Annotated in this window: 21 protein-coding genes and 1 riboswitch; of the genes, 8 read left to right on the top strand and 13 right to left on the bottom strand. The window is 58.3% G+C overall.

The window, feature by feature from the left end; genetic code table 11:
• Positions 1-165 precede the first annotated feature (165 nt).
• Positions 166-406, bottom strand: a riboswitch (cobalamin riboswitch).
• A gap of 88 nt (positions 407-494) precedes the next feature.
• A complete protein-coding gene (locus HCU74_RS12585; RefSeq protein WP_168450764.1) occupies positions 495-908 on the bottom strand; it encodes a GFA family protein in 414 nt (137 codons plus the stop codon).
• A gap of 215 nt (positions 909-1123) precedes the next feature.
• Between HCU74_RS12585 and HCU74_RS12580 the strand changes: the two genes are divergently transcribed.
• A complete protein-coding gene (locus HCU74_RS12580; RefSeq protein WP_168450763.1) occupies positions 1124-1609 on the top strand; it encodes an NlpC/P60 family protein in 486 nt (161 codons plus the stop codon).
• 32 nt (positions 1610-1641) lie between these two features.
• Here the strand turns inward: HCU74_RS12580 and HCU74_RS12575 are convergent, their stop codons facing one another.
• Positions 1642-2193: an LOG family protein gene (locus tag HCU74_RS12575; RefSeq protein ID WP_168450762.1), complete on the bottom strand. Its 552-nt coding sequence runs from the start codon at positions 2191-2193 to the stop codon at positions 1642-1644.
• A gap of 484 nt (positions 2194-2677) precedes the next feature.
• Here HCU74_RS12575 and HCU74_RS12570 point away from each other — a divergent pair, with 484 nt between their 5' ends.
• Positions 2678-4258 carry a phytase gene (locus HCU74_RS12570; protein WP_168450761.1) on the top strand — a complete coding sequence of 527 codons (1581 nt, stop codon included), beginning with the start codon at positions 2678-2680 and terminating at the stop codon, positions 4256-4258.
• A gap of 46 nt (positions 4259-4304) precedes the next feature.
• Here HCU74_RS12570 and pcaC read toward each other — a convergent pair whose 3' ends face one another.
• Genes pcaC through HCU74_RS12555 form a run of 3 tightly spaced genes read right to left on the bottom strand, consistent with a single transcriptional unit; the run spans position 4305 to position 6552 of the window.
• A complete protein-coding gene (gene pcaC / locus HCU74_RS12565; protein WP_168450760.1) occupies positions 4305-4709 on the bottom strand; it encodes a 4-carboxymuconolactone decarboxylase in 405 nt (134 codons plus the stop codon).
• A 48-nt stretch (positions 4710-4757) separates the two neighbouring features.
• Positions 4758-5768: a zinc-binding alcohol dehydrogenase family protein gene (locus tag HCU74_RS12560; RefSeq protein ID WP_168450759.1), complete on the bottom strand. Its 1011-nt coding sequence runs from the start codon at positions 5766-5768 to the stop codon at positions 4758-4760.
• A gap of 22 nt (positions 5769-5790) precedes the next feature.
• A complete protein-coding gene (locus HCU74_RS12555; RefSeq protein ID WP_168450758.1) occupies positions 5791-6552 on the bottom strand; it encodes an exodeoxyribonuclease III in 762 nt (253 codons plus the stop codon).
• 115 nt (positions 6553-6667) lie between these two features.
• Here HCU74_RS12555 and HCU74_RS12550 point away from each other — a divergent pair, with 115 nt between their 5' ends.
• Positions 6668-7453, top strand: a complete 786-nt coding sequence (locus HCU74_RS12550) for a polyphosphate kinase 2 family protein (RefSeq protein ID WP_168450757.1) — start codon at positions 6668-6670, stop codon at positions 7451-7453.
• Positions 7454-7495: 42 nt separating this feature from the next.
• On the opposite strand, the gene HCU74_RS12545 is transcribed toward HCU74_RS12550, so the two are convergent.
• The 3 genes from HCU74_RS12545 to HCU74_RS12535 form a co-directional block, all read right to left on the bottom strand.
• A complete protein-coding gene (locus HCU74_RS12545; RefSeq protein WP_168450756.1) occupies positions 7496-8767 on the bottom strand; it encodes a dicarboxylate/amino acid:cation symporter in 1272 nt (423 codons plus the stop codon).
• A 92-nt stretch (positions 8768-8859) separates the two neighbouring features.
• On the bottom strand, positions 8860-9480 hold the full coding sequence (locus tag HCU74_RS12540; protein WP_168450755.1) for a class I SAM-dependent methyltransferase: 621 nt from the start codon (positions 9478-9480) through the stop codon (positions 8860-8862).
• Positions 9481-9603: 123 nt separating this feature from the next.
• Positions 9604-10977, bottom strand: a complete 1374-nt coding sequence (locus tag HCU74_RS12535; protein ID WP_168450754.1) for an FAD-dependent oxidoreductase — start codon at positions 10975-10977, stop codon at positions 9604-9606.
• Between the two features lie 66 nt (positions 10978-11043).
• On the opposite strand from HCU74_RS12535, the gene HCU74_RS12530 reads away from it, so the two are divergent.
• The 3 genes from HCU74_RS12530 to HCU74_RS12520 all read left to right on the top strand — a co-directional run bounded on the left by HCU74_RS12530 (position 11044) and on the right by HCU74_RS12520 (position 13842).
• Entirely contained in the window at positions 11044-11700 is a 657-nt protein-coding gene (locus tag HCU74_RS12530) for a chorismate--pyruvate lyase family protein (protein ID WP_246864619.1), read from the top strand.
• An 81-nt stretch (positions 11701-11781) separates the two neighbouring features.
• On the top strand, positions 11782-12678 hold the full coding sequence (gene ubiA, locus HCU74_RS12525; RefSeq protein ID WP_168450752.1) for a 4-hydroxybenzoate octaprenyltransferase: 897 nt from the start codon (positions 11782-11784) through the stop codon (positions 12676-12678).
• A 21-nt stretch (positions 12679-12699) separates the two neighbouring features.
• Positions 12700-13842 (top strand): GNAT family N-acetyltransferase, encoded by a 1143-nt coding sequence (locus tag HCU74_RS12520; protein ID WP_168450751.1) that lies wholly within the window; start codon positions 12700-12702, stop codon positions 13840-13842.
• A 7-nt stretch (positions 13843-13849) separates the two neighbouring features.
• On the opposite strand, the gene HCU74_RS12515 is transcribed toward HCU74_RS12520, so the two are convergent.
• A complete protein-coding gene (locus HCU74_RS12515) occupies positions 13850-14233 on the bottom strand; it encodes a hypothetical protein (RefSeq protein WP_168450750.1) in 384 nt (127 codons plus the stop codon).
• A 43-nt stretch (positions 14234-14276) separates the two neighbouring features.
• Positions 14277-15590 (bottom strand): prephenate-dependent tRNA uridine(34) hydroxylase TrhP, encoded by a 1314-nt coding sequence (trhP, locus tag HCU74_RS12510; protein WP_168450749.1) that lies wholly within the window; start codon positions 15588-15590, stop codon positions 14277-14279.
• 250 nt (positions 15591-15840) lie between these two features.
• Between trhP and HCU74_RS19830 the strand changes: the two genes are divergently transcribed.
• Positions 15841-17331, top strand: coding sequence for an OmpA family protein (locus HCU74_RS19830; protein ID WP_210425262.1), 1491 nt, complete (start codon positions 15841-15843; stop codon positions 17329-17331).
• Between the two features lie 71 nt (positions 17332-17402).
• Here the strand turns inward: HCU74_RS19830 and HCU74_RS12500 are convergent, their stop codons facing one another.
• A complete protein-coding gene (locus HCU74_RS12500; RefSeq protein WP_168450937.1) occupies positions 17403-17990 on the bottom strand; it encodes a DUF938 domain-containing protein in 588 nt (195 codons plus the stop codon).
• A 61-nt stretch (positions 17991-18051) separates the two neighbouring features.
• On the opposite strand from HCU74_RS12500, the gene HCU74_RS12495 reads away from it, so the two are divergent.
• A complete protein-coding gene (locus tag HCU74_RS12495; protein ID WP_168450748.1) occupies positions 18052-18510 on the top strand; it encodes an EVE domain-containing protein in 459 nt (152 codons plus the stop codon).
• A gap of 5 nt (positions 18511-18515) precedes the next feature.
• Here HCU74_RS12495 and yaaA read toward each other — a convergent pair whose 3' ends face one another.
• Positions 18516-19289, bottom strand: a complete 774-nt coding sequence (yaaA, locus tag HCU74_RS12490; RefSeq protein ID WP_168450747.1) for a peroxide stress protein YaaA — start codon at positions 19287-19289, stop codon at positions 18516-18518.
• A gap of 20 nt (positions 19290-19309) precedes the next feature.
• Positions 19310-19807, bottom strand: a complete 498-nt coding sequence (locus HCU74_RS12485; protein ID WP_168450746.1) for a DUF4265 domain-containing protein — start codon at positions 19805-19807, stop codon at positions 19310-19312.
• Positions 19808-19828 lie beyond the last annotated feature (21 nt).

Below are 19828 nucleotides of genomic sequence, written 5' to 3'. Positions count from 1 at the left end.
TCCTCTGAATGCAGCACAGACGCGCAGTACTCTGGCCAATACCCGAAGGAATAGAAGAGATTGCTGACGACGCCCGCATGCTCACCCGCATGTTGCTCGTATTGCGTCGTTGCGGCTGGAACAGGGAGAAAGGGCAAGTGGCCCGGCGAATGCCTGTATGCCGCGACGACGCGCGTATTTCAGGCCGGTCTCCGGGCTGGCGAATTGACGATCATCCCGCCTTCCCATCGACGCTGAAAAATCGCCGACAGTGGCTGCCGAGGTCGGGGAGACCCGGCGAGGGTTGATCTACTCGCTTACCGTTGCGGGGGCAGCACAGGCCTTGTCGCGCTAAGCTCGACGCACCTGTTTCCCGTTTAATCCGCCGCCGGGAGGGCAGCAGGACACCTGAAGCGGGTCGGAGTATAGGGCGGTGGCCCGCTCTGCGCAATGTCCCTGCTATTCCGGGCTGCCTGGACTATGGCGCGATGCAGAGGACTGGGGAAAACCCCGATTCAGGGTTGTTGCGCCACGGTGGGGACCCCCTCGGGCAGGGGATACCAGGGCTGTTTCTCGCTGACCCAGATATGGACAGTAGGCTCCCACAGGCTATTGTCCTCGGCGTTTACCGGTTTCAGTTTTAGCTTGAGTGTGTCGGGAGCCGCCGGATTAACGTGGTAGATTCGGTTGCCGCATTCGGGACAAAACAGGGCGTGGTTACGATTGCCGCTGTCGGCGGCTCGACTCCACTCCTTCATTGTTCCACTAAAACTAATATCACTGGCGGCGACTACGGCGGTCACGCTGAAGGGGCCTGTGGCCAGCTTTTGGCATTCGGTGCAGTGGCAGGCAATGACGGCTTGCGGAGGCTGGCGCAATTCATAGCTGACCTGGCCGCATTGGCAAGATGCTGTGACGGGGTAGTGCATGGTGATCGCTCCTGTTCGGTAAATATACCGAGTATCACCCTAACATGGGTCTGGTTGCCCTGCCTTCGAGTTTTGCGAGCCGGGCTTATCACGTGTTTGCCAATGATGAAAAGCGAGACCTCCATCACTTGTGGATATCCGTCATAGCCAGACCGGCGGTTTCAATCCAAAGTAGGGGCGTCGGTGTCAGGCCGGCGAGGTTGACGGAGGTGAATATGAATTCAGTGATCCTTTCTCGGGCGTGCCGCGTTGTGCTGGGCTTGGGCATATTGCTGGTCGCAGCCTGTGCCGCACCGCCAAAGTCGGCGCAGGCGGTGCATCCCGTCGAGACGACCACAGTGGAATCAGCGCTGTATGACCAATATCAGGCCTGGCAAGGCACCGCCTACCGTTACGGCGGTATGAGCAAGGCGGGGGTGGACTGTTCCGGTTTTGTGTATCTGACCTATCGCGATCAACTCGGTATGCAGCTGCCGCGAACCACCCTGCACCAGTCCCGTATTGGCCAGGCGGTGTCGCCACAGCAGTTGCAGGCCGGCGACCTGGTGTTTTTCCTCACCGGTCCGAACACCCGCCACGTTGGCATTGCCCTGGATAAACACCGCTTTGTTCACGCCTCGAAGTCAAAGGGTGTTGTCGTGTCCAGCCTGGCGAATGATTACTGGCAACAAACCTTATGGCAGGCCCGTCGAGTGTATTGAGGGTGTGGGAACCGCATCGCGCTTGTGTTCGACTACCGGCTTGCAGCGTCTTGCTCCATCGTGGCCAGCAGTTGTGGCACATCGCTGGCGATCTGCAATAGCCGGGCATGTGCGGGGCTGACAAACTGTTCGGCGACGCCGTGCTGTAAAAACGCGGAAAGATGGTCGTAATAACCCGCCACATTTAACAGGGCGCAGGGTTTGCGGTGGTAGCCAAGCTGCGCCCAGGTGAGGATTTCAAACAATTCCTCCAGTGTGCCCAAGCCTCCGGGCAGAGCGATAAAGCCATCGGCCAGTTCCGCCATCACCTGCTTGCGCTGATGCATCGTTGCGACCACCCTCAGCTCACTGAGTCCCGCGTGGGCGACCTCGCGATCCGCCAGATCCTGGGGAATCACCCCGATGACTTCTCCCCCTTCCGCGATAACGGCATCGGCCAGCTCGCCCATGATGCCGATGCTGGCCCCGCCATACACCAGGCCAATATTCCGCTCAACCAGTGCGGAGGCCAGACGGCGGGCGGCCTGGCGATAGTCATCCCGGCGACCGGCGCCGGAGCCGCAATACACACAGATTCGTTGCATAAAACCTCGATAAATGGCGCAAAAAGTGGGATCGGCTGTGCAGTTTAGCATGGGTAATTTGGGCGCTTGTCGGACGTTATTGAAGGCATGCGCGGTGGCTACAGGCTCACGTGCCACAGCATGGCTGGGATCAACAGTTGAAGATCTGGTTTTTGTCGGTGTGGAACGTCGCTTTATCGGGCCGGTCGAAAGTGTGCAGTTTGGGCTTCGAGCACGATGGCTGCGTCTGGGTATTCAATGGTGGCTTGAGCGATCAATGCCGGGGAGTTTGACGGGGCGAGGTCAACCGCATCCGCTACACCGGCCATCTCGAAGTCGTATTTAAGAAGCGTTCCACCGGCCGCGATAGTGCACCGCGCCAAAGTCGAGGACACACGGCCAGGGCCTTCTGCGGCCATCGCGCGGCTATTTTCATGTGGACGGTCGCAGATATGGTCGAACCGTTGGTGGTGGCGCCTTGAGTAATACAGACAAGGGAATTTTTATGATGAGAACGATGAATGCCGCGCTGGCCTTGTCGGTGCTGGCTTTGTTGGTGGGCTGCGGCTCCGCAGAGGTACAGCCAACCAAGGACGTTGTTGGGAGTAAAGACGAGTATGTCAGCACCCGGCGCAATCAGATATTACGGCACATGGAAAACTACACTCAACGGATGTACGAGGCCGAGGGCGACATTGACGCCCTGGCGAACTACGGCGATCGGCTGATGTGGGCCGAGGACGAAAGCGTGCTGCACATTGGCAGCATCAGCGGCGAAGAGTTTAGCAGCCGTCCACTGAAAACCCTGACCCACGACATAGACGGTCTGTGTTTCGCTCCCCTTGAAGACGGCCTGTTTGAGGTATTTATCAGTGACGGCGACGGTCATATCTACCAGTACTGGCTTCTCGAAGAGATCTCGGCGCTCTCGCCGGTGAGAACCCTAAGCACTAATCCGGGGATCGAGCGCTGCGTCGTTGATGGTGAAAGTCTGGTGCTTGACGACCCCTTTTTCGGGCAGATTGTCGCGGCGCGAAACCCCGAAAATGACGCTGTGTTCAAGCCCTATACCGACGCCGATCTGGACGCGCGTTTTGCCACCCTCAGAGAGGGGCGCCACCCGCTAAAGGCTCCTGAAGAGTCGCCGTCAGCGAAATTTTCCGAGGTGTATGCCAGTCTGGAAACGGAACCGGTCGATAGCGAGGGCGCCGCCGATGCGGTGGTACTGGCGGCTGGCGACGGCACGTGGTGGATTGTCGGCGCAGACAAGCAGCAGGGTCTGCGGGTATATGACGCTCAGGGCAAGCAACAGCACTTTATGCCAGAGGGCGGTTTGAATAACGTCGATGCATTACCGCTGAAAGACGCGCAGTTTTTGCTGGTGGCGAGTCATCGCAGCGAGAGCGCCATCGATGTGTTTGTTGCGGATTTAGCAGCGAACACCGTGGCGTTGAAGGGCCGTATCGGGCTCGAACTGGATGACCCCCATGGCCTGTGTATGGGGCGCGGTCCAAAGGAGGAGTTGTGGGTCTTTGTGGGCGATTCCAGCGGCAGAGTGGAGCATTGGCAGTTGGGCGAAACCTATCGCGACGCCGAGAAACTTGCGGCCTTTTCCTTTGACTCCCAAGCCGGGGGCTGTGTGTATTACGCTGACAGTCAGCAGCTCTATGTGGGAGAGACAGGTCGCGGAATTTGGCGCATCGATCTGGAAAGCGGCGATAAAACCCTGGTAGAGGATAGGGCCGCTGGCCACCTCGTCGCCGAGGTTGCGGGACTGGATATATATCGCGACAAGGATCAGTCCTGGTTGATCGCCTCCAGCCAGGGGGACGATAGCTATGTGGTCTATCAGCTTGAACCCTGGCAGTTTGTGGCCAGGTTTCGCATCGGCCCGGACTACCACCGAGTGATAGATGGCGCCTCGGCGACCGAGGGGTTGGCGGTTAGCGCCGCGGCGTTGCCGGATTATCCCAAGGGCGTATTAGTCGTTCAGGATGGGCGTAATCGCGCGCCGGAGGCCGTGCAGAATTTCAAAGTGGTTGATTGGCGCAAAATTGCCGAGTTGCTGGAACCGGGCGACGACTGATGCATTGCCCCGTCACGGCTGGGGTCGCCGCGCCCGGCCGTGAGCCTTACGGGGTTGTGTCGTCGCTATCCTCGCGGGCGTTCCACTCATCAATCACTTCCTGTGCAGAGCGAAAGGCGTCAATGCCTGCGGGCATGCCGCAGTAGACCGCTGAGTGCAGCAGCACCTCCTGAATTTCTGCCACAGTACAGCCGTTGCGCAGTGCGCCGCGCACATGTCCTTTCAGTTCCTTGGTCGCTTTTAAGGCGGCGAGGGTGGCGATTGTGATCAGGCTGCGGGTTTGGCGCGGCAGGCCGTCGCGGCTCCATACCTCGCCCCAGCAATTGGCGGTAACCAGTTCTTGCAGGGGTTGGCTGAACTCAGAGGTATTGGCAAAGGCGCGATCGACAAAATCGTCGCCCATCACCTCCCGGCGGACACTCAGGCCCTTATCAAATTGGGCTTTGTTCATAGTAAAACACTCCACAGCTCGTGTTGTAGAAATGAAAAATAAAAGGGGCTAAAAGCCCTCCAGCACGATCTTGCCCTTGGCTTTGCCGGATTCAATCAGAGCGTGGACGCGGCGGAGGTTGTCGGCATTGATACCGCCGGCGACCTCGCTGAGGGTCGAGCGGATTTCGCCGCAATCGACCAGTTCGGCAATGCGGTTCAGTACGGTGCCCTGCTCGGCGATATCCGGGGTCGCGTACAGGGGCCGGGTGAACATAAACTCCCAGTGCAATGACAGGCTTTTTTGCTTCAACGGCATAATCGAGACATCGCTCAGGTCGTCGATTACCCCGAGGCGGCCCTGGGGAGCGATCAGCTCGGCGATGTCGGTGAAGTGGCGGGCGGATTGCGTTGTGGAGAACACGAAACCCGGTGCGGCCAGGCCCAGGGCTTTCAGTTGAGGAGCGAGGGCCTGGCTGTGATCGATAATACAGTGCGCGCCACAATCCTGGGTCCACTGCCGGGTTTCCGGCCGCGACGCGGTGGCAATAACAGTCAGGTCGGTGAGGGCGCGCAGTAGCTGGATCGCGATGGAGCCGACCCCACCGGCTCCGCCGATAATCAAAATGCTATTGCCGCCCTGTGGAGTAGAGGTGTTCACGTCCAGGCGGTCGAATAACATCTCCCAGGCGGTGATCGCGGTGAGGGGCAGGGCGGCGGCCTCGGCATGGCTCAGAGAATGCGGTTTGGTCCCGACGATACGTTCATCCACCAGGTGAAATTCGCTGTTGGTGCCTGGCCGATCGAAACAGCCGGCATAGTAAACCGCGTCGCCAACGCGGTAGTGACGAACCTCCGGGCCAACGGCCTCGACAACACCGGAGGCATCGAAGCCGAGCACCGCCCACTCATTCTCAGGGGGACGATTGCCGCGCAACTTGGTATCGATCGGGTTGACCGAGACAGCGGCGATTTTTACCAGAAGATCGCGACCTTGCGGTTGTGGTGTCTCCAGCTCGATATCCTGTAGGGCATCGCTGCGATCAACCGGGCCGGGTGTGCGGTAGCCAACTGCTTTCATAAACTTCTCCGGGAATACAGTATTAGCCTAGGTCAACGCTCACCGGGCAGTGATCGGATCCCAATATCTCGTTCCAGATACTCGCTGAGGTCAGTTTGCTGACCAACGCGGTTGAACTGAGGAAGTAATCAATCCTCCAGCCGATATTTTTACCCCGGGCCCCGGCGCGGTAGCTCCACCAACTGTATTTCACCGTGTCCGGAAAAAAGTGCCGAAAGGTGTCGATAAAGCCTGCACCGATAATATTATCCATGCCGTCGATTTCTTTCTGAGTAAAACCGGCACTTTTATTGTAGTTGGGCTTGGGGCGGGCGATATCGATGTCCCGGTGGGCAACATTGAAGTCGCCGCACATCAGCACCGGTTTGCTGCGCTCCAGCTCTTTAACAAAGTGCAGAAAATCCCTGTCCCAGGTTTCCCGGTAGGGTAGGCGGGCCAGCTCACTCCCAGAGTTGGGGGTGTACACCGTCACCAGATAGAAATCCTCGAATTCTGCCGTGAGTACCCGCCCTTCGTTGTCGTGTTCGGCAATGCCGATATCGGCAAATACCCGCAGCGGCTTGCGTCGACTCAGAATCGCGACACCGGAGTAGCCCTTGCGCTCGGCGGAGTTACTGAATACGTGGTAGCCCTCAATGCCCTCCAGCGCGGCAACCACCTGATCGTCCTGTGCCTTGGTTTCCTGCAAGCACAAAATATCGGCATTGAGGGTGGCGAGGGAGTCGGCGAAATCTTTTTTCATCACGGCGCGGATGCCGTTAACGTTCCACGAGGCTATGCGCATTGTAGGGCCTATTTGTTGTCATTCCGGTTATTGTATAGCAGGCTGCTGTAAAGGCTCAAAACTGGAATGGCGGCGATGTGCTTATCGGGAGGTGCCTGAAGTGGTGAAGCGACAGATGCGATTTGATGGTAGCAGGGCACTCAGCACAGTACCAACGTGTTTTGATGACTCGGATGATCTTCCCGAGCTGGGCAAAAGCCAAAAGCGCCTCAAAGCGGCCCAGTATCGTTTGTGGGCCAGCCAATCCAGAGGTGTGCTGCTCATCTTTCAAGGGCTGGATGCCAGTGGTAAAGATGGCTGTATTCGCCAGCTGGTAAGTGCGATGCATCCGACGGGCGCACGTGTGAAAGCTTTCACTGTGCCGACGGAGCTGGAGGCGCGGCACGATTTTCTGTGGCGTGCCTGGGCTCACATGCCTGCACAAGGCGAGGTAGCCCTGTTTAATCGCAGCTATTACGAAGCGGTGATTATTGACCAGATGTTGTCAGACGCTGCCACTGGTGCAGAGCAGCGTCTGACGGCGATTCGCGCGCTGGAGCAGCACCTGATCGACAGTGGTACTGTGGTAGTGAAATTTTGGTTGCACATCAGCCGTGAGGAGCAGAGACGGCGGCTGTTGCGTCGACTGGAGGATGTGCGACGGCAGTGGAAATTTGACCCGTCTGACATTGATGGGTGGCAGCACCGCGACCGCTACCTTGAGCTGGTTACGCAGGCCATGGCGGCTACCAGCAGTGAGGCTAGCCCTTGGTATGTGCTCCCGGCTGACGACAAGGGTCTCTGCCGGCGGGCGCTGTGTGCCCATGTCGCAGATGTGCTGGAACACGCGGCTGGCGACTACCCCCAACTTGATGCGCCTTTGATAGAGCGTTATCGCGGAATTCTGGAGAATGGCGAGTAGCGTTTGTTAAAGGGGTCTGTCCCCGGGGACAGACCCCGGAGTTTAGTTGCGGGCGATTGCAGTGTCTTCGCCTTCCAGACGGGCGATGACGACAGCGGCGCAGGAGTCGCTGAAGACGTTAACGGCGGTGCGCATCATGTCGAGGATACGGTCGGTCACCAGAAGTAAACCGATGCCCTCAAGGGGCAGGCCAATGGTGCCGAGAATAACTGAAATGGCAACCAGACTGGCGGCGGGTATACCGGCAACACCGATTGAGGTCAGCAGGGCGACCATCACCACGGTAAATTGCTGGCCGATGCTCAGGTCGAGACCGTAAACCTGCGCGATAAACATCGCCGCAACACATTCGTACAGGGCGGTGCCGTCCATATTTACGGTAGCGCCAAGTGGCAGCACGAAGCCGCTGGTGCTTTTGGACACGCCAGCGCGGTCCTGTACACATTCCATGGTGAGGGGCAACGTGGCGGAGCTGGAAGCAGTTGAAAATGCCGTGAGCAGCGCGGGGGCCATCGCCTGATAGTGTTTTTGCGGATGCACGCGGCCGATAAAGCGCAGAATTAATGGCATGGCGACAAAGGCGTGGATCAGTAACGCCAGTGAAGTAGCGATAAAAAACTTCAGCATGGGGGTAAAGGCGTCGAAGCCGGTGGTGGCTACGGTTTTGGCGATCAGGCCGAACACGCCGATGGGGGCAAACTTCATTACCCACATGGTGATGCTGGTCATTACGTCCATGGTGCCCTGCCAGAAATTCAGCAGGGTTTTTGCCTGGGGAGAATCATTGCGCGCCAGGAAAAAGCCAAACAGCAAGCTGAAAAATATCATGCCCAGCATTTCGCCATTGGCGGCGGCATCGACGATATTGGTCGGAATCATGCGCTCGAAGACCTGCACGATGTCGGCGGCGCTACGCCCTTCTACCTTGCTAAGAGTGGCTTGCAGCTCCGGGTCGTCGCCACTGAGACTGGCGGCCAGCGCCTGGGTGTCGCCACTGCCAGGGGCGATAATATTGACCACGGTCAGACCGATCAGAATCGCGATCAGGCTGGAGCAGGCGTAAAACAACAGGGTTTTGCCGCCGAGGCTCTCCAGTCGGTCACCGCCGACCCCCGCCATGCCGCTGATAATCGACGATGTCACCAGCGGTACAATCAGCATTTTCAATGCGTTCAGAAATAGCGTACCGACGAAGGCGTAAATCGCGACCAGCTTGACGCCGCCAATGCTGGCGTCTGCGCCACTGGCCAGGCCGACGATAACCGCGAGGAGAATGGCAATGGCAATTTGCCAGTGCAGGGCAAGTTTGGGCATGGCTTGAACCTTGTTGTGCTGCGATAGCCGTCCACTCTAGCCTGCGCTGAGGGGTGATGCCAGTAGTGCGGCGGGTAAATGCGCCGGGCCATTCAGCCTTTGGTGGCGCTACCGGAGTAGACATAGCCCGCGACGCGAGGCGTCTTTGGTAAATAGCGCGTTTGGATATCGTCGATCGCAAATCCGCTCTCGCGCAGCATTTGCGCGATAGGTCGGTCGAGGTGACAGCCCCCGGCGAGGCGTTTCCACACCGGGGTGAGACGCTGTTGCCAGTGCTGTACCTCGGCATCGCGGGAAAGGCCGTGTTCGCAGAACAGCAGTGTTCCGGCGGGTTTCAGCACCCGGCGAATGTGTGCGAGTGCGGCGCGCCAATCGGGAATGGTACACAGGGTGAAGGTAAGCAGCACGGTGTCGACGCTGTTGTCCTCCAGAGGAATCGCCTCGCCTCCCAGCTCCAGCCAACGCACTTCCAGGGGGCTGGCAGCCAGTTTGTCAGCGGCGCGTCGTCGCATCGCGTCAGAGGGTTCCAGACCCCAGATGAAGTCGATGTTTTCTGCAGTGTAAAGGGGAAGGTTGAGACCGCTGCCCATGCCGACTTCCAGTACCACGCCACTAGCCAGCGGCACAATTTCCTCCCGCACGGCCATGACGGCGGGCATTGAACAGGCACAGTTAATTACATGGGGCAGAATATAATTCTCGTAAAGGCTCATGACCGTGCGTTGTACCTGTGTGGTAACTGTTTACTAAAGTGTAGCGTATCTGCTGGCGGCCGCCGGGCCGCCAGGTGGAAAAGCCCGCCTTCACCGGCATAAGCTGCGGAGGTTATTCCGGCCCTAGGGCATAATGGCGGGCAGCTGCTTTTGCAGAGCCATTTTCTGCTTGGTGCCCTCGCCCGTCAGGGCAAAGCCGAGCAGGTCGCCGGTGGCGGTGTCCACAAATCGGGCGACAACGTTGTTGCCGTCTTGCTCGACTTGCCAGGACCCCTTGGCATCGGCGGCAGGTGGTGCCACGCAAACCGGACAGGCGGGGGTTTTAATGGTTACCGGCATCGCCGGGTAGCTGACCTCTGTAGCCTCTCCGCTCAGGGTTTTCGCCAGCGCTCGGGCCTGGGCCATCAGCGGCGCCACATACACCAGCACGTGACCAGCGACCTCGGCACAATCGCCCATGGCATATACGTTGGGGGCGCTGGTTTCCAGCAGCCGGTTCGTTACGATACCGCGATTCACCTTAATACCCGCCGATTTGGCCAGTGCGGTTTGCGGGCGCACACCGACGGCGGAGAGGACGAGGTCGCAGCTGAGGGTGTCGCCGGAATTCAGGGTGACCGCGACGCCCTTATCGGCTTTGTTAACCTCGGTGACAAGGGGGCCGAAGTGGAAGGTAGCGCCTTTTTCCTCCAGTGCGGCCTGTACCGCCTTGCCGGCGGCCTCGGGCAGTAGCGTTGGCAGGCAGTAACCCAGGGGGTCGACGGTTTCGACTTCGAGCCCGCCGTTAATCAAGTCGTTGGTGAATTCACAACCGATCAATCCGCCGCCGATAATGCAGATTTTCTTCGCATTGTTATTGGCGACGGCCTTGCGGAAGTCGTCGTAATCGAGAAGGTCGTTAACGGCATAGATATAGTCCTGGCCATCGCCGCCAATGGGGGGGCGAATCACCTCGGCACCGAGGGCCAACACCAGTTTCTTGTAATGCACCTGGGTCTGGGCATCGCCGGTGGACACGGTTTGGGCGACGGTGTCGATGGCGGTCACGCGGGTGTGGGTCCACACGCTGGCGTTGAGATCTTCGCCGATACTGCCTGCATCCTTCTGCGCGAGGGCGTCGGCGTCTTGGTTCTTGGTGAAGCCGGTGGACAGCATGGGTTTGGAGTAAGCGCGACCATCGTCAGCGGTGATGATAATCAGCGGTGTGTCGGTGTCGTGTTTGCGCAACTCCCGGGCCAGCCCGTAGCCGGCCAGTCCCGAGCCGATAATAATGATGGGCGCGTCGGCGGAGGGGGTCGGGGCGTCATCGTGGTGGGGCAGGTTGGACGGCTCCGACTGCTCGATCATCTCAAAGTCTTCCTTGCCAACGCCACAGTCCGGGCACAGCCAGTCGTCGGGAATGTCTTCCCAGCGTGTACCGGCTTTGATACCAGACTCGGGGTCGCCGACTTCTTCGTCATAAACCCAGCCACATACTATGCATTCCCACTTACTCATAACGCGATTATCCTGTTGCCGTCAGCGGCTGTTATTGATTGGTGCCAGTGCGCTGCGCCGACTTGCATGTCGGTGGCGGTTCACGCATTCTGCCGCACTCGGCGAACAGCATATTGCGCCCTGTGCAGCTGTTTAAACAGTGACCAGTACACTGGAAGGTCAGCATTGTACCCCCTCCAATTCAGGCGATACCACAGCTCGGAAGCCAATTGGCGCCCGGCTAATCAGTTTGCAGGAGCCGCGTTACCCCACCCGGTTGCGCGGTGGCTGCTGGACACCGGTTCCCTTACCGCTCATCTGCGACGAAAGTCCGGCGGCCATTTCCGGGTGCGAGTGTTGAGCCAGCAGTGGGGGTTGCCGCGCTTGTCGGAGCGCCGCTTACTGGATATGGGCGATCGCGAGTGGGGGCTTATACGCGAGGTGTTGCTGTGCTGCCATGGTGAGCCCTGGGTGTTCGCCCGCAGCGTGATGCCGGCCTCCAGCTTGACCGGACATTTACGCCGCCTGCGCCGCCTCGACAGTCGTCCGTTGGGCCACCTGTTGTTCACCGACCGCAGTATGCGGCGCGTTCCCTATGAAATTTGTCGCACCGCGCCGGGCCGACTGAGCGAGGGCGTCGAGGTGGATGAGCCACTGTGGGGGCGGCGCTCCTGTTTTCTGCTGCGGGAGCGGCCGATTATGGTGAGTGAAATCTTTCTGCCGGCCTTTCAGGCCTGGGACTGAGTGGCGATGACGGGGCAAGGGTGGTAACGCCGATGGTATACTGCCGGCGCTGGATTGAACTGATAACCGGGCAACTTTTCCATGATGACAACACTACACACGCTGCGCAGGCAAATGCCCCATTACCTCGCGCTGATGCGGGTGGATCGCCCGATAGGGACGTATCTCGTGCTGTGGCCGACCCTGTGGGCACTGTTTCTGGCCGCCGAAGGCTGGCCTGACTGGCAGTTGCTGGTGATATTTTCCCTGGGCACTTTTTTAATGCGCTCCGCGGGTTGTGTGATTAACGACTACGCCGACCGCAAGGTTGACGCCCATGTCGCGCGCACCCGTGAGCGTCCCTTTGCCACCGGATCGGTCACTGAAAAAGAGGCACTGGTGTTGTTTGCATTGCTGTGCCTGAGCGCCTTCGCACTGGTGGTGTTGACCAATTGGCTGACGGTATTGCTGTCCTTGGGCGCGGTTGCCCTCGCCGCCTGTTACCCCTTTATGAAGCGCTACACCCATTTGCCCCAGGTGGTATTGGGAGCGGCCTTTGCCTGGAGCATTCCCATGGCCTTTGCCGCCCAGCGGGGTGAGTTGCCGAGCACCCTGTGGTTGATTTATATCGCGGTGCTGTTGTGGACGGTGGCCTATGACACCTTTTACGCGATGGTTGATCGGGACGACGACCTGAAAATTGGCGTGAAATCCACGGCGATTCTGTTTGGTGACGACGACCGGGCGATTACGGCAATGCTGCAGGCCACGGTGATACTCATCATGGTGCTGGTGGGCAAGCAGTTTGCGCTGAGCTTTATCTACTATGCGAGTTTGATGGCGGCGGCAGGACTGTTTTTTTACCAGCAACAATTGATCCGCGATCGCCGCAAAGAGGACTGTTTCAAGGCCTTTTTGAACAATCACTACGTTGGCATGGTGATTTGCCTGGGGATTGTGCTGCACTACACCCTGAACGGCGCGGCGGGATCGGCATGATACCGGCGCAAGGGCCTGAATATGCTTGAGCTGGAATACTGCGAGGCGATAGCCGAGGTTGAGGCGGAGGCATGGGATGCGCTGACCGGACAACACTATCCCTTCACTCGACATGGCTTTCTTGCGGCGCTTGAGGCCAGTGGGGCCTGTCGCCGGGAAACCGGTTGGCAACCCCAACACCTGCTGTTGCGCGAAGGTGGGGTGTTGGTCGGGGTGCTGCCGCTGTATATCAAATCCCATAGCTACGGCGAATATGTGTTCGACTGGGCCTGGGCCAATGCCTATCAACGCTATGGTCGCGACTACTATCCCAAGCTGGTGGCGGCGGTGCCCTTTACCCCGGCCACTGGGCCGCGTCTGTGTTTGCGCGAAGGGTTGGACGCCGAGGCCCTGATGCCCTGGCTTGTTGAGCAGTTACAGCTTCGCGCCCGGCAGCTCGGCGCGTCGTCGGTGCATATTCTGTTTCCCGATCAGCCCGGCTCCGATGCTTGGCAGCAGGCCGGGATGGCCCAGCGAGTGGGGCCGCAGTATCACTGGTTCAATCGGGGTTTTGCCAGTTTCGACGACTTTCTCGGGACGTTCAGTTCGCGCAAGCGCAAAAACCTGCGCAAAGAGCGCCGCACGGTGGCAGAGCAAGGGCTGAGCCTGTGCCGGTTGCGCGGCGATGAGGCCAGTGACGAGCAGTGGCGATTTTTCTACCGCTGCTATCAAACCACCTATGCCAAGCGCAGCGGGCACGGCGGATATTTGAACGAAGCCTTCTTTCGCGCGATTGCCGCCACGATGCCCGAGCAGATGTTGCTGGTACTGGCCTATCAGGGGGCGGAGCCAGTGGCCGCGGCGCTGAATTTTCAGGGCAGCAACAGCCTTTATGGCCGTTATTGGGGATGTGTTCGCGAATACGACTTTCTACATTTCGAGGCTTGCTACTACCAGGGCATCGAGCACTGTATCGAGCAGGGGCTGGCGCATTTTGATCCCGGTGCCCAGGGCGAGCACAAGATTCAGCGGGGCTTTGAGCCGATACTTACCTACTCCAATCACTGGTTGGCCGACGAGGGCTTTGCTCAGGCGATTGATGGCTTTCTGCGGGAGGAGCGCCGCCATATCGACCAGTATTTACTGGAGGCGGCGCGAATGCTGCCGTTCAGGCAGAGTGAGTAAGTGCTCGCTACTGCTGGGCCTTTTTCAGCGCGCGCTCCACGAACAGTAGACTGAGTATTGGCACAAGGTAGCTACAGGCGATCTGCACCAGTAGCAAAATTTCACCGGTGCTCCACTGGGCGTCGCTGCCGTACCAGTACACGGCGATGGGGGCGGCGATAAAGGCGAGTGTGGGTAGCAGCCGCCACAGACTGTAGCTGAGCTGGTTGGCATTTTCGCGATCGGCGCGGCGATAGCAGTAGAAGGTAAGCAGCACACCGCCTACGCCGATGAACAGCGCGGTGTAGCTGTCCAGCAGGCCAATCATCAACTGCAGGATCGCGCCGAAAATCAGGGCCAGCAGACTCAGGTTAATCAGGCCGCGCAGTGTGCGTAACTTCCGTCTGTCCATTTATTCACCGCCTCGTCGCAGGGTTTCACTTAGCGTAGCAGGCTCAACCCTGAGCGTGAATATCCTTTACCAGCAGGCCGTAACGCAGACTTTCCGTCGGGATATCCCGGTCCAGCGGGATGGTGACCCGATGGCCGGAGCCGGGTGCCAGCTCTATGGCCTTGCCCTTTTTGTCGAGCAGGGTGTTGAGGTTGAAGCGATGGTTGCCATCCGGGGTCATCAGTTGCATGGGGTCACCCACGCCAAAGCGGTTTTTGACATCAATAGTCACGCTGTTGTTAGCCGCGTCGACCACTTCACCGACAAACTGCTGCTGTTGGGCGTTGTTCAGGCCCATCTCGTAGTTCTGGTACTCCTTGGGCGGGTGGCGCCGATAAAAGCCCTCGGTATAGCCCCGGTTGGCCAGAGTTTCCAGCTCATCCATCAGCCCCATATTGAAGGGGCGGTTGGCGGCGGCATCGTTGAGCGCCTGGCGGTAGACCTGGGCGGTGCGGGCAACATAATAGTGAGACTTGGTGCGACCCTCGATTTTCAGTGAATGAATGCCCAGTTTGTGCAGGCGCTCCACATGCTGCACAGCGCGCAGATCCTTGGAGTTCATAATATAGGTGCCGTGCTCGTCCTCGTAGGCGGGCATATATTCGCCGGGGCGCTGGGCCTGTTGCAGTAGCACAGGCTCCACTTGGGGTTCGGGGGTGTAGCTTTGCACGGCAATCAAATCGCCGCTGTCGTCTTCTTTTGCGGCGTGGGCGTCGTACTTCCAGCGGCAGGCATTGGTGCAGGCGCCCTGGTTTGAATCGCGGTGGTTCATATAGCCCGAGAGCAGGCAGCGGCCCGAGTAAGCGATGCACAGCGCGCCGTGGACGAAGACCTCCAGCTCCATCTCCGGCACCCGCTGACGGATTTCCTCGATTTCATCCAGTGATAGTTCGCGGGAAAGAATTACTCGGCGAATACCGTTCTGATACCAGAACTTTACGCTGGCCCAGTTGACCGCGTTAGCCTGCACAGAAAGGTGAATGACCTGGTCTGGCCAGCGCTCCCGGACCAGCATAATCAGGCCGGGGTCAGCCATTATCAGCGCGTCCGGGCCGAGTTCAATCACCGGCTCCAGATCGCGCAGATAGCTGCGGATCTTGTCGTTGTGCGGGGAAATATTGGAGGCCAGGTAGAATTGCTTGCCCATTGCGTGGGCTTCATTAATACCGGTCGCCAGGGTGTCGAGATCCTTGAATTCGTTGTTGCGGACGCGCAGACTGTAGCGCGGCTGTCCGGCATACACCGCGTCGGCGCCGTAGGCAAAGGCGTAGCGCATATTGCGCAGGCTGCCTGCGGGAGAAAGCAACTCGGTTGCCATTGATGAATGTCTCCTGGAGAAATAGCGGGTATAGTACCGTATTTGGTAGGCATTCTGCTTTATTGCTTGAAATGTCAACAAAGATAAGTCATAAATGTGCGCTATGTCACGCATAACCGGGGATTGCGCAGAATGCGGGATTTATATCACTAACTGGCGGTCGTAGTTTCGGTTAAACTTCCGCTGAATAGTGGTTTATACATACTATGTTGGAAACAATACCTTTAATACTAATGACTGGGGGAAAGCTATGAGCAAGCAATGGATTCCTAGCCTGATGGCTGGCGCGATACTTGCGTCTGCTGCGGGCGTGGTTGCTGCCGAAGAAGAGAAAGGGTTCTATCTGGGTGGAAACGCGTTTTATACCGACGTTTTCGACGCTGATGGTGAACTGACAACCAGTGCAGCGGCAACGGGCAATGACCCGATTGGTGGCCTGCTGGGTGGCATCGGTGCGCTGCCTGGTGGCGGCACATCAGATGTTGAAACCGAATATGACGCCGATGGCGCCTTCGGTATCAGCCTGGGTTACAAGTTTGCCAGTGCCTGGCGTGCAGAGCTTGAGTACCGCGACGGCGAGAATGAAGTCGAAAACGGTAACGGCGACCTGTCTGTAGAGCAGCTGTTGGTCAACTTCTGGTACGACTTCAATCAGGGTGAGCGTCTGCGTCCCTACCTTGGCTTTGGTATCGGTATGGCCGATATGGAAGTGAACGGCGCCAGCGATGATGTCACCATTGGCCAGCTGGGTGCGGGTTTGAACTACCACCTGACCCCTCGTGTGGTACTGGACGCCGGTTACCGCTACGCCATGTCTGAAGACCCCACGTTCAAGAGCGACACCAGCCGCCTTGAAACTGAATACGAAGCACAGAGCCTGTTGCTGGGTCTGCGCTTTAACTTCTTTGATGCCCAGTACGGCCCGAAAGATGCTGACGGCGACGGCGTTTTCGACAACGCGGATCAGTGCCCCGGCACCCCCCGCGGTGTTCAGGTTGACAGCGTAGGTTGTCCCCTTGACGGCGACAAAGACGGTGTTGCCGACTACCTCGACAAGTGTCCCAACACACCTGCCGGCGAAGAAGTTGACGAGCAGGGTTGTTCGCTGGACAGCGATGGCGACGGTGTTGTGAATCGCAATGACGCTTGCCCCGATACCGCTCCTGGTACGCCGGTAATGTCCAATGGTTGTGGTCAAGAGCAGTCTGTTGTACTTCGCGGTGTTAACTTCGAATTCAACAGCGCGCAACTGACCGTTAACGCTGAAACCATCCTTGATGGTGTTGCGGCAACGCTGATCAGCTCGCCTGGTTTCGATGTTGAGCTGCAGGGTCACACCGACAGCAAAGGTAGCGACAGCTACAACATGAACCTGTCGCAAAACCGCGCCAAGTCAGTCAAGCGTTACCTGACCTTGAAAGGGGTTGAAGGCAGCCGCCTGACTGCCCGTGGCTACGGTGAAGAGCAGCCAGTGGCGAGCAATGACACTGCCGAAGGCCGTGCGCAAAACCGCCGCGTTGAGCTGAAAGTTCTGGGTAGCACAGACGTGCCGGTAGACAACTCCTACCTGCCAGCGGTTGAAGAGCCCATGGCCGACGAGCCCATGTTGGACGAGCCGATGACTGAGGAGCCGATGACTGAAGAGCCTGCTGCGGAAGAGTCGTATGAGTACGAGCCTGCTGCCGTGGAAGAGTCCAGCTCAGCCGACGAAGACGAGTACGAGTACGAATACGAGCCCTAAGTAGCTCTGAGTATCATGCTCTGATAAAAACCCGCTGCTTGCAGCGGGTTTTTTTTTCGCTGGTCAAACGCTTAGCGCAGCCAGATGACAAGCCTGTTATTGGCGGGCATGGCGTAATCGCGGTGCAGGGTGTACCCGGCTTCTGCAGCGAGGGCATTGACTGCTTCCATATCGCGGATACCACTGAGAGGATCGCGGTCTTTCAGCCAGCGATCAAAGCTCGCATTGCTGTCCGAGGTGAAATCGCCGTGGTAGTTGAAGGGGCCATAGATACACAGCCGAGTGATGCCCGGCTGCTCGGCCAGTCGAGCGAACAGCCGCTCGACAGACGGCCAGCTCATAATGTGCAGGGTGTTGGCGCTGTACACGGTGTCAAACTCGCCGCTGGGCCAGGGGGAGTGATTGACCTCAAACTCCTGGGGAGGCAGGAGATTGCTCAGGTGACTATCGGCAATCCACTGGCGAATGCCGTCGAGGTAGGGGCGCTGGTCGCAACACTGCCATTGCAGGTGGGGCATCGCCGCGGCGAAGTGAACCGCGTGCTGACCGGTGCCGCTACCGATTTCCAGCACTGACCTGCTGTCTTGCAATGCAGGTAGCAGCTGCTCGAGAATAGGTGTTTTATTGTTTTCGCAGGCCTGTGAAAAAGGCTTTTCCATCATATCGTCCAGTCATTTGGGGTGAGTGTGGGCCTGCCATAATCCCCAAGGGGAACAGGTGATGCAATACTGGTTGATGAAATCCGAGCCGGATACCTTTGGTATCGACGACCTCGCCGCGAGGAAAAATGCCACCGAGCATTGGGACGGTGTGCGCAATTATCAGGCGCGCAATTTCATGCGCGACCGAATGAAGGTGGGCGATCAAATTCTGTTTTACCACTCCGCCTGCAAGACCCCCGGTGTGGCAGGGATTGCCAGAGTGGTGAGGGAGGCCTATCCGGACCACACGGCGCGCAACCCGGAGTCGAAATACTACGATCCCAAGGCCAGCGACGATGATCCGCGCTGGTATATGGTCGATGTGCAATTCCAGCGTAAGTTATCGCGGCTGATTACCCTGAAGGAGCTGAAGGGCAACCCGGCACTTGATGGAATGGCACTGCTTAAAAAGGGCAGCAGGCTGTCGATAATGCCAGTGGAGGAGGCACACTGGCGGGCTGTTCTGGCAATGGAGTAGTCGTATCAGGCGACTTCGTCACGCAGGAATACCCACTCGCGAGCAGTGGACTGGGCGGGGCAGAAATAGTAGCCCTCGCAGTCAAATTGCTTGAGATGCTCCGCCTCGGTAATGCGATTTTTAATGATCCAGGCGCTCATTAGTCCTCGGGCCTTTTTCGCGTAAAAACTGATGATTTTGTATTTGCCGTTTTTGCAGTCCTTGAACACCGGGGTAATGATGTCGGCCTTGATTTGCCCCGGTTTTACCGCGCTGTAGTATTCGTTGGACGCCAGGTTGACCAGCAGTGGCCCGGTCTCCTTCAACTGCCTGTTGACCGCCTTGGTAATGCTGTCGCCCCAGAATTCATAGAGGTTCTTGCCACCGCTGTTGGCGAATTTCGTGCCCATTTCCAGCCGGTAGGGCTGAATCAGATCCAGCGGTCGCAGCAGACCATACAAGCCACTGAGAATGCGCAGGTGCTGTTGGGCAAAGGCGAAGTCATCGTCGTTGAAACTGTCGGCGTCGAGGCCGGTGTACACATCGCCGCGAAAGGCGAGAATGGCCTGTTTGGCGTTGTCCGGGGTAAACGGCGTGTGCCAATCGGCAAAGCGCTGATGATTGAGGCTGCCCAGTTTGTCGCTGATTTTCATCAACGCAGAAATATCGTGGGGGGCAAGCTCGCGCAGCTCCTTGATCAGGGCGCGGGACTGCTTGAGGAAATCCCCCTGGGTAAAGATGTCGGTATGGGCGGGGGTGTCGAAGTCCAGCGTTTTGGCTGGAGAAATAAGCATTAGCATGGTTAATGGCTGCCTCGTGTCTAAACCTGCATCATCGACTGCCACCAGTTCAGTGGCTGTCCTTCATCGTCATACACATTGCCGTAGAGCCAGCGGGCAGAACCCTTGGGCAGATGGGTGTCGAGCAGCTTTTCCAGCGTTTGAAAGCCGATACCAAAGTGGATGCTGTACACCAGTGCCCGTTCGCTGGCGATATCAAGATGGCCGCCAAGTTTTTCCAGCTCGCCGGTCAGTGCCTCTTCAAGCGCGCTGTCCGGTTCGCGCAGAAAGACCCGCACGCAGAGGTTGCCACCGCGCTCCACCAGTGAAAAACGACCGCGGGACTCCGGCACAATTTTGACGATATCCCGCGCGGCTACGCCGCGTACAAACATCGGCGACTTCAACAGGCGGTATTGGTGCTCGGTCTCCGTGGGAGTGGCCAGACATTGCTCGAACACCGGTTGTTGGTTTTGCGGGTGGATGCCGGCGAACAGTTCAAGCCGGGTTTCCTTTTCAGAGAGCGGGGGAGTCTGCATGTGTATCCAATACGGGGCGAA

Source organism: Spongiibacter thalassae (assembly GCF_012272835.1).
GTDB lineage: Bacteria > Pseudomonadota > Gammaproteobacteria > Pseudomonadales > Spongiibacteraceae > Spongiibacter > Spongiibacter thalassae.
The sequence above is the reverse complement of the archived record's forward strand: the minus strand, read 5'-3'. Positions and strand labels throughout refer to the sequence as shown.

What these genes read in the sequence shown, in the direction of transcription:
- HCU74_RS12585 (WP_168450764.1), bottom strand. Translation starts at nt 908, where the DNA reads ATGCACTACCCCGTCACAGCATCTTGCCAATGCGGCCAGGTCAGCTAT.
- HCU74_RS12580 (WP_168450763.1), top strand. Translation starts at nt 1,124, where the DNA reads ATGAATTCAGTGATCCTTTCTCGGGCGTGCCGCGTTGTGCTGGGCTTG.
- HCU74_RS12575 (WP_168450762.1), bottom strand. Translation starts at nt 2,193, where the DNA reads ATGCAACGAATCTGTGTGTATTGCGGCTCCGGCGCCGGTCGCCGGGAT.
- HCU74_RS12570 (WP_168450761.1), top strand. Translation starts at nt 2,678, where the DNA reads ATGATGAGAACGATGAATGCCGCGCTGGCCTTGTCGGTGCTGGCTTTG.
- pcaC (WP_168450760.1), bottom strand. Translation starts at nt 4,709, where the DNA reads ATGAACAAAGCCCAATTTGATAAGGGCCTGAGTGTCCGCCGGGAGGTG.
- HCU74_RS12560 (WP_168450759.1), bottom strand. Translation starts at nt 5,768, where the DNA reads ATGAAAGCAGTTGGCTACCGCACACCCGGCCCGGTTGATCGCAGCGAT.
- HCU74_RS12555 (WP_168450758.1), bottom strand. Translation starts at nt 6,552, where the DNA reads ATGCGCATAGCCTCGTGGAACGTTAACGGCATCCGCGCCGTGATGAAA.
- HCU74_RS12550 (WP_168450757.1), top strand. Translation starts at nt 6,668, where the DNA reads ATGCGATTTGATGGTAGCAGGGCACTCAGCACAGTACCAACGTGTTTT.
- HCU74_RS12545 (WP_168450756.1), bottom strand. Translation starts at nt 8,767, where the DNA reads ATGCCCAAACTTGCCCTGCACTGGCAAATTGCCATTGCCATTCTCCTC.
- HCU74_RS12540 (WP_168450755.1), bottom strand. Translation starts at nt 9,480, where the DNA reads ATGAGCCTTTACGAGAATTATATTCTGCCCCATGTAATTAACTGTGCC.
- HCU74_RS12535 (WP_168450754.1), bottom strand. Translation starts at nt 10,977, where the DNA reads ATGAGTAAGTGGGAATGCATAGTATGTGGCTGGGTTTATGACGAAGAA.
- HCU74_RS12530 (WP_246864619.1), top strand. Translation starts at nt 11,044, where the DNA reads ATGTCGGTGGCGGTTCACGCATTCTGCCGCACTCGGCGAACAGCATAT.
- ubiA (WP_168450752.1), top strand. Translation starts at nt 11,782, where the DNA reads ATGATGACAACACTACACACGCTGCGCAGGCAAATGCCCCATTACCTC.
- HCU74_RS12520 (WP_168450751.1), top strand. Translation starts at nt 12,700, where the DNA reads ATGCTTGAGCTGGAATACTGCGAGGCGATAGCCGAGGTTGAGGCGGAG.
- HCU74_RS12515 (WP_168450750.1), bottom strand. Translation starts at nt 14,233, where the DNA reads ATGGACAGACGGAAGTTACGCACACTGCGCGGCCTGATTAACCTGAGT.
- trhP (WP_168450749.1), bottom strand. Translation starts at nt 15,590, where the DNA reads ATGGCAACCGAGTTGCTTTCTCCCGCAGGCAGCCTGCGCAATATGCGC.
- HCU74_RS19830 (WP_210425262.1), top strand. Translation starts at nt 15,841, where the DNA reads ATGAGCAAGCAATGGATTCCTAGCCTGATGGCTGGCGCGATACTTGCG.
- HCU74_RS12500 (WP_168450937.1), bottom strand. Translation starts at nt 17,990, where the DNA reads ATGGAAAAGCCTTTTTCACAGGCCTGCGAAAACAATAAAACACCTATT.
- HCU74_RS12495 (WP_168450748.1), top strand. Translation starts at nt 18,052, where the DNA reads ATGCAATACTGGTTGATGAAATCCGAGCCGGATACCTTTGGTATCGAC.
- yaaA (WP_168450747.1), bottom strand. Translation starts at nt 19,289, where the DNA reads ATGCTAATGCTTATTTCTCCAGCCAAAACGCTGGACTTCGACACCCCC.
- HCU74_RS12485 (WP_168450746.1), bottom strand. Translation starts at nt 19,807, where the DNA reads ATGCAGACTCCCCCGCTCTCTGAAAAGGAAACCCGGCTTGAACTGTTC.